Origin of the sequence: Sphingomonas sanxanigenens DSM 19645 = NX02, from assembly GCF_000512205.2 — a bacterium.
Classification (GTDB): domain Bacteria; phylum Pseudomonadota; class Alphaproteobacteria; order Sphingomonadales; family Sphingomonadaceae; genus Sphingomonas_D; species Sphingomonas_D sanxanigenens.
The window spans coordinates 2,616,993-2,629,501 of the sequence record NZ_CP006644.1; the positions used below are offsets into that span (position 1 = coordinate 2,616,993).

The 12,509-nt window shown below is 67.3% G+C and carries 10 protein-coding genes; 4 read left to right on the forward strand and 6 right to left on the reverse strand.

What is annotated here, in order from left to right:
• Positions 1-54: 54 nt before the first annotated feature.
• Positions 55-822, forward strand: coding sequence for a FadR/GntR family transcriptional regulator (locus tag NX02_RS12055; RefSeq protein ID WP_025292444.1), 768 nt, complete (start codon positions 55-57; stop codon positions 820-822).
• 83 nt (positions 823-905) lie between these two features.
• The gene (locus NX02_RS12060) at positions 906-2,045 is read left to right on the forward strand and encodes an aldose epimerase family protein (RefSeq protein WP_025292445.1); all 1,140 of its coding nucleotides are present in this window, start codon (positions 906-908) and stop codon (positions 2,043-2,045) included.
• A 23-nt stretch (positions 2,046-2,068) separates the two neighbouring features.
• Here NX02_RS12060 and NX02_RS12065 read toward each other — a convergent pair whose 3' ends face one another.
• Genes NX02_RS12065 through NX02_RS12090 form a run of 6 tightly spaced genes read right to left on the reverse strand, consistent with a single transcriptional unit; the run spans position 2,069 to position 8,374 of the window.
• Entirely contained in the window at positions 2,069-3,556 is a 1,488-nt protein-coding gene (locus NX02_RS12065) for an FAD-dependent oxidoreductase (protein WP_025292446.1), read from the reverse strand.
• Positions 3,553-4,593, reverse strand: a complete 1,041-nt coding sequence (gene dmpG / locus NX02_RS12070) for a 4-hydroxy-2-oxovalerate aldolase (RefSeq protein WP_025292447.1) — start codon at positions 4,591-4,593, stop codon at positions 3,553-3,555. The genes NX02_RS12065 and dmpG overlap by 4 nt, the downstream gene beginning before the upstream one ends.
• Complete coding sequence (locus tag NX02_RS12075; protein WP_025292448.1) at positions 4,590-5,534, reverse strand: acetaldehyde dehydrogenase (acetylating); 945 nt, start codon at positions 5,532-5,534, stop codon at positions 4,590-4,592. The genes dmpG and NX02_RS12075 overlap by 4 nt, the downstream gene beginning before the upstream one ends.
• A gap of 11 nt (positions 5,535-5,545) precedes the next feature.
• A complete protein-coding gene (locus NX02_RS12080) occupies positions 5,546-6,325 on the reverse strand; it encodes a fumarylacetoacetate hydrolase family protein (protein ID WP_025292449.1) in 780 nt (259 codons plus the stop codon).
• Complete coding sequence (locus NX02_RS12085; protein WP_025292450.1) at positions 6,318-7,133, reverse strand: alpha/beta fold hydrolase; 816 nt, start codon at positions 7,131-7,133, stop codon at positions 6,318-6,320. Before NX02_RS12085 ends, NX02_RS12080 begins: the two co-directional genes overlap by 8 nt.
• Before the next feature lie 35 nt (positions 7,134-7,168).
• Positions 7,169-8,374 carry an acyl-CoA dehydrogenase family protein gene (locus tag NX02_RS12090; RefSeq protein WP_039996556.1) on the reverse strand — a complete coding sequence of 402 codons (1,206 nt, stop codon included), beginning with the start codon at positions 8,372-8,374 and terminating at the stop codon, positions 7,169-7,171.
• Positions 8,375-8,569: 195 nt separating this feature from the next.
• On the opposite strand from NX02_RS12090, the gene NX02_RS12095 reads away from it, so the two are divergent.
• Both NX02_RS12095 and NX02_RS12100 read left to right on the forward strand, forming a co-directional pair.
• On the forward strand, positions 8,570-10,786 hold the full coding sequence (locus NX02_RS12095) for a TonB-dependent receptor (protein WP_025292452.1): 2,217 nt from the start codon (positions 8,570-8,572) through the stop codon (positions 10,784-10,786).
• Positions 10,786-12,498, forward strand: coding sequence for an FAD-binding protein (locus NX02_RS12100; protein WP_025292453.1), 1,713 nt, complete (start codon positions 10,786-10,788; stop codon positions 12,496-12,498). The genes NX02_RS12095 and NX02_RS12100 overlap by 1 nt, the downstream gene beginning before the upstream one ends.
• Positions 12,499-12,509: the final 11 nt, after the last annotated feature.

Sequence of the window (12,509 nt, forward strand, 5' to 3'; positions counted from 1 at the left end):
TTGTCGTTTCCCGGCTCCACCTTCGCTGTTAGGTGTGACGCGGGGAGGATGGCGATGATCCCATCGAATGCGGCGGACGAGGACAAGGGCGAGACAGCAGGCGTACCCGCGCCGCGTCCAACCCGCGGCCCCGGTCGCCGCCTGCACGGCGCCGTCGCCCATAAGCTCGGCGTCGCCATCCTTTCGGGCGAATATGCGCCCGGCGATACGCTCTCGGGCGAAGTCGCCTTCGCCGAGGAACTCGAAGTATCGCGCAGTGCCTATCGGGAGGCGGTGCAGGTGCTGACGGCGAAGGGACTGGTCGAGAGCCGTCCGAAGGCCGGCACGCGGGTGCTGCCGCGCAACCGCTGGAACCTGCTCGATCCCGATGTGCTCGCCTGGGCGTTCGCCGGTGAGCCGGACATCGATTTCGTGCGAAACCTGTTCGAATTGCGCGCCATCGTCGAGCCCGCCGCGGCGCGGCTGGCGGCCGAACGGCGCGACCGCGCCGACCTGAAGGCGATGAAGGATGCGCTGGCGGCGATGCGGCGCTTCACATTGGCGACCGATGCCGGCCGCGCCGCCGATCGCGATTTCCACAACGCCATATTGCAGGCGACGCACAACGACGCACTGATGGCGCTGACCGCAAGCATCGGCGCCGCAGTCAACTGGACGACGCAGTTCAAGCAGCGGTCGCGCGCGCTGCCGCGCAATCCGATCCCCGATCATGCCCGCGTCTACGACGCGATCGCCGTCGGTGACGCGGATGCGGCGGCAACCGCGATGCGCACGCTTGTGGACCTCGCACTCGAGGATACGCGCAGCTCGATGGAGCGCTGAGCGCCCGACTTGCGCTTGTCAGAATAGTCGGACAAGAGAGGCGCCAAGCCGCGGCGACGGGCGCCAGCGACGGGGAGAAGGCAATGCGGAAGGTGAGCAGGCTGTTGGGCGCGGTGGCGTTTCTGGCCGCGGTGCAACTGGCGAACGGAGCGGCGATCGCGGGCGAAGCCAGCCGGGCGCCGGCGGGCAAGCTGGCGGACGGCACCGCGATCGAAGCGATCACCCTCAAGAACAGCCATGGCGTCTCGGCGACGATCCTCACCTATGGCGCGACGTTGCAGACGATGGTTGCGCCCGACCGGGCCGGCAAGCCCACCGACATCCTGCTCGGCTATGACAAGCTCGACGGCTATGTCGAGCAGCCCAATTATTTCGGTGTCACCGTCGGGCGCTATGCGAACCGCATCTCCGGCGGCCGCTTCACGCTCGACGGCAAGGCCTACCAACTGCCGCTGAACGACAAGGTCAACTCGCTGCATGGCGGTGAAAAGGGCTTCGACAAGGTTGCCTGGTCGGTGCGCTCTCTGAAGAGCGGCCCCTCGGCCAGCGTCGTACTCAGCTACAAGAGTGCGGACGGCGAGCAAGGCTATCCGGGCGCGCTCGACGTGACTGTCACCTATGCGCTGGACGAACAAGGCGCGCTGACGATCAGCTTCGACGCGACCACCGACAAGCCAACGGTCGTCAACATGACCAATCATGCGCTGTTCAATCTGGCGGGCGGCGGTACCGCCGAGAACCATGTGCTGACGATCCCGGCGAAGGCCTACACGCCGGTCAACGACAAGCTGATCCCGACCGGCGAGCTGCGCGCGGTCGAGGGCACGGTGTTCGACTTCCGGGCGCCCCACGCGCTCGTTCCTGGCATCCGCGACGGCCGCGACGAACAGATCCGCTTCGGCCACGGCTATGATCACAACTATGCGCTCGACAAGGGTGCGACCGCCAAGCCCGAACTGGCCGCGCGGCTGGAAGATCCGGCGTCGGGCCGCGTGCTGGAGGTGCTGACCACCGAGCCCGGCGTGCAGTTCTACACCGGCAACTTCCTCGACGGCACCTATGTCGGCAAGGGCGGCGCGCTCTACCGCATGGGGGACGGCATCGCACTGGAACCGCAGAAGTTTCCCGATGCGCCGAACCAGCCGAAATTTCTCTCGGCGCGGGTCGATCCAGGCAAGCCCTACCATCATGTGATGGTCTACAAGGTGTCGGTCGCGAAGTAGCGCCGACCGGGTGGCGGCCTGGGTCAGGCCGCCACGATCTCCTCGCGCACGACCGCGCGTGCCGCAACCGCCGCCGCCTGCCCCGCCTTGCGGCCGAAGAAGGTGCAATCCGCAAGGCTCATCCCCGAGCTGTAGCCATGCCCCGAGCGCGGCAGGCCGGATGTCGCGCGGCCTGCGGCGAACAGGCCGCTGACCGGCACGCCGGCGCGATCGAGCACTTCGCCGCTGGGTGCGGTCGACAGGCCGCCCAGGGTGAAGAACGAGAAATAGCTGCCGGGAAAGCCGAGTTCGAGCGCGGCGTAGGGCGGTTCGTCCAGCACCTTCAGCCATTTTGCAGCCTTGCGGCAGACCGGATCATGCCCTTCCGCCGCATAGCGATTGAAGGTGCGGACCGTGGCGGAGAGCGTGTCTTCGGGCAGGCCGAGGTCGCGCTCCACCTCCTCCCAGGTCTCCCCGACTGAGGCGATGTCGATCCGCGCCAGGTCGATCGGGCGCGCGAAGATCGCATTGTCGACGAGCAGCCACACGCGATCGCCCGGCTGGTCGATCATCGTCCGGCTCACCCGGCCATGATAGCAATCCTCGTTGATGAAGCGCTGGCCGCGGCTATTGACGAAGATGCCCTTCACCAGGCTTTCGGGCATGATCCAGGGACAGGTGGTGAAGAACTCGTCCATGTGGATCGCATCGCCGCCCGCGCTCATCCCCATCAGGATGCCCGAGCCATTGTCGTTCTCGCCGATCGGATCGGTGAGCTTGAGCGCGCCGGGGGCATAGCGCCGCAGCATGTCGGTGTTCATGCAGAAACCGCCGGTGCAGATCACCACCGCGCCCGCGCGGACATGGACCAGCCGGTTGTCGATGCGGACGACCAGGCCCGCCACGCGCGCGCCGTCTGCGATCAGCGAGAGCACGCGCGCATCGGTGCGCACGTCGACGCCCGCCTCGCGGACATTGCGTTCGAGGATATCGACCAGCTTGCGGCCGCCGCCCCATCCCTCCCACTGGATGACATGGCCGCGCGGCGCCGGCGCGGCGGCTTCGCTATAGGGCCAGGCCTCTTCGCTGCCCGACCAGATCAAGGTGTCGTCGGTCGCGGGCTCGATGATCTTGCCGGGCACGAACGTACCCTTGTAGGGCACGCCCTGCGCCTTCAGCCACTCGAAATGATCGAGGCTCTGAGCGGCATAGAGGTCGCATTTGGCGACATCGGCGTCCGGCCCGCCCGCCAGCTTGAGATAGGTAGCCAGAGCCTCGATGCTGTCGTCGAACCCCGCGGCGCGCTGCACGTCGGTGCCGCCGCCGATATAGATCTCCCCGCCCGACAAGGCCGAGGCCCCGCCGCTGCCCGAAGCCATCTCGAACAGCGTCACCCGCGCGCCGCCGCGCGCCGCCTCCAGCGCGGCGCAGGCCCCCGACGCGCCGAAGCCGATCACCGCGACGTCGGTCTCGATGTCCCAGCCCGGCACCGCGTCCACCGGCAACGGCCGGTGCAGCGAGCCCTCGCTCACGCCGCCGCCTCGCGCGCCTTCACCATGTCGAGCGCGACGTCGACGATCATGTCCTCCTGCCCGCCGACCATCCGGCGGCGGCCGAGCTCGACGAGGATCGTGCGGGTGTCGAGGCCATGATCCGCGGCCGCCTTTTCCGCGTGGCGGAGGAAGCTCGAATAGACCCCGGCATAGCCGAGCGCGAGCGTCTCGCGATCGACGCGCACCGGCCGGTCCTGCAGCGGGCGGACGAGATCCTCGGCGGCGTCCATCAGCTTCATCACGTCGGTGCCATGGTTCCAGCCCTTGCGGTCGGCGGCGGCAGCGAACACCTCCAGCGGCGCATTGCCCGCACCGGCACCCATGCCGGCAAGGCTGGCATCGATGCGCACCGCGCCTTCCTGCGCCGCGACGATCGAATTGGCGACGCCCAGCGAGAGATTGTGGTGCGCATGCATGCCGCGCTGCGTCTCGGGCTTGAGCACGCGGTCATAGGCGCGGAAGCGATCGCGCACGCCGTCCATGTCGAGTGCGCCGCCGCTGTCGGTCACATAGACGCAATGCGCGCCATAGGATTCCATCAGCACCGCCTGTGCGGCGAGCGCGTCGGGCTCGATCATGTGGCTCATCATCAGGAAGCCGGCGACGTCCATGCCGAGGTCGCGGGCGATGCCGATATGCTGCTTCGAGACATCCGCCTCGGTGCAATGCGTCGCGACGCGCACCGATCGCACCCCCAGATCATAGGCGCGGCGCAGCTCGTCCACCGTGCCGACACCGGGCAGGATCAAGGTGGTCAGCACCGAATGCTCGAGCACCTCGGCGACCGCTTCCAGCCATTCCCAGTCGGTATGCGCGCCGAAGCCATAGTTGAAGCTGGCGCCGTTGAGCCCGTCGCCATGCGCCACCTCGATCGCGTCCACGCCCGCTTCGTCGAGCGCCTTCGCGATGCTGCGGACGTGATCGATGCCATACATGTGGCGGATCGCGTGCATGCCGTCACGCAAGGTCACATCCTGGATGTAAAGCTTGTCGGTCTCGACGTCGAACCCGCTCATGCCGCCACCTTCCGCTTCTCGAGGATCTTCTGCGCGAGCAGTTCGCCGGTCGCCTTGGCGGCGGCAGTCATGATATCGAGATTGCCCGAATAGCTGGGAAGATAGTCGCCCGCGCCTTCCACTTCGAGGAAGATCGAGGTCTTGACCCCGGTAAACTCGCCGCGGCCCGGGATCCTGAGCCGGTTGTTGTCGCCGAAGCGCTCGAACTGCACTTCCTGCTTCAGCCGATAGCCCGGCACATAGGCCTGCACCGCCTCCACCATCGCCTTCACCGACGCGCGGATGGTCTCCTCGTCCGCGCCTTCGGACAAGGTGAACACCGTGTCGCGCATGATCATCGGCGGCTCGGCCGGGTTGAGGATGATGATCGCCTTGCCCTGCGCCGCGCCGCCGACCTCCTCGATCGCGCGCGCGGTGGTGCGGGTGAACTCGTCGATATTGGCGCGGGTGCCGGGCCCGGCCGAGCGCGACGAGACCGAGGCGACGATCTCCGCATAGTGGACGGTCGCCACGCGGCTGACCGCGGCCACCATCGGGATCGTCGCCTGCCCCCCACACGTTACCATATTGACGTTCGGCTGATCGAGATGCGCATCCATGTTGACCGTCGGCACGGTGAACGGGCCGATCGCCGCCGGCGTCAGATCCACGACCTGCTTGCCGTCGGCGCGCAACGCGGCGTCGTGCGCCTTGTGCGCATAGGCGGAGGTCGCATCGAAGACGATGCCGATGTCCTCATAGCCGGGCAGCGCGCGCAGCCCCTCGATCCCCTCGTGCGTGGTCGCGACGCCGCGTTCGCGCGCCATGGCGAGTCCTTCCGACGCGGGATCGATGCCGACCACCGCCGCCAGCTCCATGTTCTGCGGATATTTGAGCATCTTGATCATCAGGTCGGTGCCGATGTTGCCCGATCCGATGATCGCCGCCTTCACGCGTGCCACTGCATTCTCCCTCAGACGAAGCGGGCGGCTGCGCGCCCGACGCCGTGCAATTCCATTTCGAAGACATCGCCCGCGCTGGCCGGCGCCAGCGGCACGAGGCTGCCCGACAGGATGACGTCCCCGGCATCGAGCGTGACGCCATAGGCACCGAGCGTGTTGGCAAGCCACGCGACCGCCTCGGCCGGCGATCCCTGCACCGCCGAGCCATAGCCTTCGGACAGCGGCTCGCCATTCTTGGTGACCGTCACGTGCAGCGCCGGCAGGTCGTGCGCCGCCGCGGAGGCGCGTGCTTCGCCGATCACGAAGACCCCGCACGATGCATTGTCCGCCACGGTGTCGACGATGCCGATCTTCCAGTCGGCGATGCGGCTGTCGACGATCTCGAAGCAGGGCGCGATGCTTGCGGTGGCGGCGATCACCTGCTCGGCGGTCACCCCCGGTCCCTTGAGCGCATCCTTCAGGATGAAGGCGATCTCGGCCTCGGCCCGCGGCTGGATCAGGCCGTGCGCGGCGATGTCGATCGTCTCGCCATCGATCCACATCCGGTCGGTGAGAAAGCCGAAATCGGGCTGGTGGACACCGAGCATGTCCTGGACCGCCTTCGACGTCACCCCGATCTTCTTGCCCACCACCCGCTCGCCATCGGCCTTGCGCCGTTCGAGGGTAGCGAGGGAGATCGCGTAAGCGTCATCGATGGTCAGCGCGGCGTCCTGGCCGCTCAGCGGCGGCACGGTCGCGCGGTCACGCAACGCGCGATAGAGCGCGTCCGCCCATTTCTCGCGGTCAGCCATTGAGGAACGCCAGCGTGTAGCGGTTGAACTCGGCGGCGCGTTCCACCTGCACCCAGTGCCCGACGCCGTTGAACGTCATGAAGCGCGCGTCGGGGCAGGCTTCGAGGAAGCGCTGCGCACCCGAGGCCGGGCAGAAATCGTCCTGCAGCCCCCAGAAGCCGAGGATCGGCATGGTCAGCTCGCCGAGCCGCGGCGCGAGATTGGGCGTGCGCATCCGCGCCAGCACATCCTTGGACTGGGTCCGCGCGACCGCATAGCGTTCGGCCACCAGCTCATCGGTGACCATCGACGCGTCGTAGACGAGGTTGGTGATCAGCGCGCGCTGGTCTTCCAGCGAGAATTCGGGGCTGCCGAAGCTGGACTTCATCTTGGCGATGCCGGGCATCGCGAAATAGACCGGCAACTCCTCGACACAGCCCGGCGCCATCATCACCAGCTTCTCGACGAAGCCGGGATGGTCGAACGCCATCTGCATCGCCACGCCGCCGCCCAGCGAATTGCCGATCAACACCGCCGAGGTGACGCCCGCCTGGACCAGCGCATCATGCACGCTGTCGGTGAACAGCTGCAGCGTATAGTCGATGCCTTCGGGCTTTGACGACGCGCCATAGCCGATCATGTCGGGCAGCAGCACCCGATAGCCTGCCGCGACGAACGCGTCCGCATTCAGCCGGAAGTTCGACGCTCCCGACGCACCCGGCCCGCTGCCGTGCAGGAACACCACCGGCCGGCCGCTGCCGGCCTCGGCCACGCTGATCTCATATCCCCCCGCCACCTGGTAGGCGGTTCGCGTCAATCCCGCGGTCATTGCCGCTCCCTCTCCATTGTTTTCATCTCGCGCGATCAGAGGAACAGGAAGGATGGTGGCTCCCTGTTCAGCGTGCTCACCAGATCGGCGGCCATATTGTTGGGATCGTTGGCGACATGCGCCCGCGCGGCATTGATATCGAGCCAGGGCTGAACGATGGCGCTCGACATGTAGATCGCCCGGCCGCCGAGCAGCGGCATGATCTCATCGACGAGATCGGCACACCGACGAACCACGGTTGACGACTGGTAGCGGTTGACCGCGCGTTCCTGCATCGACATCGGCTCGCCGCGCTCGGCCTTGGCGAGCGCCGCGTCGAAGCTCGCGCCCAGCGTCGCTTCCATCTCGCTGAGCTGGGCATAGGCGCGCGCAATCGCCGCCATCAGCATCGGATCGGTCTTGGAGGCCTTGCCGGTGTTGGTCGATACACGATCCTTCGCGATCTGGATCGCCGCGTTGATCGCCGCCCGCGTCCCTCCCAGCGCCGCCGACGAGACCGAGCGGACGAAGATCTGCGCCCACGGCAGGCTGAACAGCGGGCCGCTATTCTCGCGCTGCCCCGGATTGGTGCAGAGGAAGCCGTCTGCCGCGCGATGGGTGCGGTAATCGGGCACGAACGCGCGCTCGATGACGATGTCGTGGCTGCCAGTGCCCTGCAGGCCGAACGTGTCCCAGGTCTCGTCGATGCGATAGTCGCTGCGCGGCACCAGGAAGGTGCGCATGTCGGGCGCCTCGCCCTCGGCCTTGGGCGGCACCAGCGCGCCGAGCAGCACCCAGTCGCAATGCTGCGACCCTGAGGAGAAGCCCCACCGGCCGGAGAGGTAGAAGCCCCCGTCGGTATGCTCGACCTTGCCGACCGGCTGGTAGGAGGAAGAGACGAGCACGCTGGTGTCCTCACCCCAGACCTCGGTCTGCGCACGATCGGAAAACAGCGCCAGTTCATAAGGGTGGCAGCCGACCACGCCATAGACCCAGCCCGTCGACATGCAGCCTTCCGCGATCAGCTTCAGGACGTCGAAGAAGACGTTGGGGTGCATCTCGTAGCCGCCCCAGCGTTTGGGCTGGAGCACGCGGAAGAAGCCCGCTTCCTGCATCTCGGCGATCGTCTCATCGGGCACCTTGCGGTCCGCGATCGCCCGGCGCGCCCGCGCCCGTAGCGTCGGGATCATCGCCCGCGCACGCTCGACCAGCTCTTCAGGGCTGGGGATATCCGCCGCATCCATCTTGAACGCCGTTGCCATAGCTGCCTCCTGCACGCCTCTCTACATTGCACATCACCAGCATTCGTAATGAATGGCTAGTGATTTCTACGCAAAACGTCAACTCCGTCGACTCATTATCGCAAGAGTCGATCTAGCATAGTCGAACCGCCCATGATACGCATCCTCGCATCGTGTCGGCGCAAGATCGGCATCTTGAGTAAGGGAGAGGACGAAATGCAACGCATGGCTCGGCCCGCGTCGGTGGCCGGTTTTGCCCTTGGCGTCATGCTGACAGGCGCCGCCTCCGCGCAGGTCGCCGAGGAGCCGAACGGCCTGGCCGACATCGTCGTCACCGCGACCCGCATGGGCGAGACCGAACTGCAATCCACGCCGATCGCCGTCACCGCGCTCAGCGCCGAGCAGCTCGACGATCGCGGCGTGCGCGACGTGCAGGACTTGAAGGCCTATGTGCCGTCGCTGCAGGTGTCCGACCTGTCCGGCTACACCCAGCTCTTCATCCGCGGCATCGGTTCGAACATCGTCTTCATCGGCTCCGATCCGAGCACGACGATCCACACCGACGGCATCTATCTCGCCCGCCCGCTCAGCTATTTGCAGGACTTCCTGGACGTGGAGCGGGTCGAGGTCCTGCGTGGCCCGCAGGGCACGCTCTATGGCCGCAATTCGGTGGGCGGCACGATCAACATCGTCTCGCGCAAACCATCGGCCGAACTCGAGGGGCAGGTGCAGGCCGCCTACGGCACCTTCGATCGCTACGCGGTGCAAGCCTATATCTCGGGCCCTGTCGCCGGCGGCGTCCGCGCGAGCCTTGCCGCCGATCTCTCCGGCCATGACGCGTTCCGCGAGAATGTCTCGACCGGCAACGACGCGGAGGATCTGAAATCGCGCGGCGTGCGCGGCCAGATCCTGATTCCCATCGGCGCGTCGGGCGAATGGACCGTGCGCGCGGACTGGTCGCGCCAGTCGGGTGCGTTCGGCGCCTATCCCAAGCTGATCCGGCCGACGGGCAATCCCACCGATGATGCGATCCTCGGCGATTTCGACAAGGTTTCGATGAACCGGGACAATTTCACCGTCCTCGAGAATTACGGGGTCTCCAGCGACCTGATCCTGCCACTGACCGACGGCATCAAGCTGCGCGCGCTGACCGGCTACCGCGTCTTCCGCGGCAAGATCATCGCCGACGCCGACGCGAGCGCGGCCGATGTGCTCCTCAACCAGCTCCGCCCGATCCGCCAGCACCAGTTCAGCCAGGAACTGAGCCTGCTGGGCGAGAGCGAGAAACTGAGCTGGGTGCTCGGCGCCTATTATTTCGACGAGCGCAACCGCGAGCCGCTGACCTTGACGCTCTTCCCGTTCGGCGCCTCGCACATCCAGCGGCCGCTGCTGCAGGCGCGCTCGATCGCGTTCTTCGGACAGGGCGAATATCGCCTGTCGGATCAACTCTCGGTGATCGCCGGCCTGCGCTACACCCGCGAGCGTAAGCGCTACGCGATCGACGATTATTTTACCGCGTCGACGGACACCGATCCGTCGGTGGCCGAGCGGGGCTTCGTCCTCGCCGGCATACCGGGGCTGCCCGACCCCTTCTCGATCGACACGAAGCGGCACGACGACGCGTTCACGCCGAAGTTCGGCATCAACTTCACGCCCGGCGAGCGCGTGCTGATCTATGCGTCGGCGACGCGCGGCTTCAAGAGCGGCGGCTATGACTATGGCGCCAACAACGCGGTGGACGCGGCCGCCGGCTATGGCCCCGAAAAGCTCTGGTCCTATGAGCTCGGCCTCAAGAGCGACTGGTTCGACCGGCGGCTGCGCCTCAACCTGACCGGCTTCTATTACGACTATACCGACCTGCAGGTGCAGAGCTACGTCCAGATCGGCGCCTCGCTCGGCGCGCGGACGCAGAATGCCGCAACCGCGCGGGTGAAGGGCATCGAGGCGGAGGTCGTCGCCCGCCCCGTCCGCCCGCTCGAACTGACCGCGAACATCGCCTGGCTCGATGCCAAATATCGCGACTATCCGGATGCGTTCGTCACGACCTTCGGCAATTTCGACGCCTCGGGGAACCGGCTCAACAATGCGCCGCGCTGGTCGGCGACCTTCGGCGCGGCCTATACGGTCGAACTGGCGGATGCCGGCAAGATCGTGCTCGGCGCCGACGCGCATGTCCAGAGCCGGATCTATTTCACCGCCGCCAACGACGGCCTCGGTGCGGTGACCGACTATGCCGAGAAGCAGGACGGCTATGGCATCGTCAACGCGCGGATCGGCTGGACCAGCGACGACGACCGCATCAAGGCGCAACTGATCGCGACCAACCTGTTCGACCGCGACTATATCGTCGGCACCGCCAACTACACCGCCGCCATCGCCGCGCGCCAGGGCCGCCCGCGCGAGGTGCTGGGCCAGGTCGCGTACCGCTTCTGATGAACGCGCCCTTCTCCCCCGCCACCGATGTCGGCGTCGCGGTCGACGCCCCCCTGATCGTCGACGATGCCGGCGACGTCGCATGGACCGCGACCGCCGATCTCGTCGTCGTCGGACTGGGCGGCGCCGGCGTTGCGGCGGCGCTGGAGGGCCTCGAACGCGGCCTCTCGGTCACCGCGGTCGATCGCTATGCCTGCGGCGGATCGACCGCAGCCAATGGGGGCGTCTTCTACGCCGGCGGCGGCACCGCGATCCAGCGGCAGGAGGGCGAGGAGGACGATCCGCAGGCGATGCTCGACTATCTGCGGATCGAGGCCGGCCATGTCGTGTCGGATGCCACCTTGCGCCGCTTCGTCGAGGAAAGCCCGGGCACGATCGACTGGATCCTCAAACATGGCGGCAAGCTGGCGGGCGGGGTGTGGCGCAAGAAGGCGTCCTACCCGCCGCTCGACCGCTTCCTCTATCACCCCGACAATTCGCTGGTCGCCAGCTACCGCGCCCGCGCCAAACCCGCCGCACGCGGCCACCGTGCGTTCGGGAAAGACGGCAAGAAGGCCTGGGGACTGGGCAAGTTCATCACCGAGCCGATGACCCGCTCCGCGCTCGGCCTCGGCCTCACCTACCATCGCTTCGCCGAGGCGCGACAGTTGGTCCAGGATCGCAGCGGCCGGGTGATCGGCGTACGCGTGCTGCAGATCCCGGAGAGCTCGGCCGACGCACAGCGCTTCACCCGCTACATCGCCCGCGCCAACACCTTGCTCGCGGCGCTGCCGCCCAGCATCCCGCTCGCCTCCGTCACCATCGGGCTCGGCAATCACTATCTCCGCAAGGCAGCCGCGATCGAGGCGCATGGCCGCACCGAGCGGCTGATCCGCGCGCGCGAAGGCGTGCTGCTGAGCGCCGGCGGCTTCATCATGAACCCGCGCATGGTGGAGCGCTACGCCCCCACCTACGCCCGGGGCATGCCCAACGGCACGCTGGGCGATCAGGGATCGGGCATATTGCTCGGCATGAGCGCGGGCGGCGCCACCGCGCTGATGGACAAGATCAGCGCGTGGCGCTTCATCAACCCGCCCAAGGCCTGGTCGGACGCGATCGTCGTCAACCGCGCCGGCGAGCGTTTCGTCGACGAGACCGTCTATGGTGCCACGCTTGGCGAGCATATCGGCGATCATCAGGGCGGCATCGCCTGGCTGATCTACGACAAGACGCTGCGCAAGGCCGCGTTCGCGCAGGCGCGCGATCCCGACCTCGTCCCCTTCCAGCGCGACGTGACATTGCTCAACCTGGCGTTCAACGCGAAGAAGGCGCCGAGCCTCGATGCGCTCGCCGGCAGGATCGGCGTCGATCCCGCCGGCCTCGCGCGCACCATCGCCGCCTACAACGCCGCGGCGTCGGGCGCCGCCGCCGACCCGTTCGGCAAGGAGCCGGCGGACATGCAGCCGATCGCCGAGGCCCCGTTCTATGCGATGGACATCTCGATCGAGAGCCGCTTCCTGCCGCTGCCGGTGATCAGCTTCGGCGGGCTCCGCGTCTCGGAAGAAAGCGGCCAGGTGCTCGACCGCATCGGCACGCCGATCCCCGGTCTCTACGCGGCGGGGCGCAGCGCGGTCGGCATCGCCTCGCAGACCTATGTCAGCGGCCTGTCGTTCGCCGACTGTTTCTTCTCCGGCCGCCGCGCCGCCCGCCATGCGGCGCGCGCCAATATCTGACGAAAGGATGC

Bases quoted from the DNA above. Each gene is read 5' to 3' on its own strand.
- NX02_RS12055 (WP_025292444.1), top strand. From the start codon at position 55: ATGATCCCATCGAATGCGGCGGACGAGGACAAGGGCGAGACAGCAGGC.
- NX02_RS12090 (WP_039996556.1), bottom strand. From the start codon at position 8,374: ATGGCAACGGCGTTCAAGATGGATGCGGCGGATATCCCCAGCCCTGAA.
- NX02_RS12060 (WP_025292445.1), top strand. From the start codon at position 906: ATGCGGAAGGTGAGCAGGCTGTTGGGCGCGGTGGCGTTTCTGGCCGCG.
- NX02_RS12085 (WP_025292450.1), bottom strand. From the start codon at position 7,133: ATGACCGCGGGATTGACGCGAACCGCCTACCAGGTGGCGGGGGGATAT.
- dmpG (WP_025292447.1), bottom strand. From the start codon at position 4,593: ATGAGCGGGTTCGACGTCGAGACCGACAAGCTTTACATCCAGGATGTG.
- NX02_RS12095 (WP_025292452.1), top strand. From the start codon at position 8,570: ATGCAACGCATGGCTCGGCCCGCGTCGGTGGCCGGTTTTGCCCTTGGC.
- NX02_RS12100 (WP_025292453.1), top strand. From the start codon at position 10,786: ATGAACGCGCCCTTCTCCCCCGCCACCGATGTCGGCGTCGCGGTCGAC.
- NX02_RS12080 (WP_025292449.1), bottom strand. From the start codon at position 6,325: ATGGCTGACCGCGAGAAATGGGCGGACGCGCTCTATCGCGCGTTGCGT.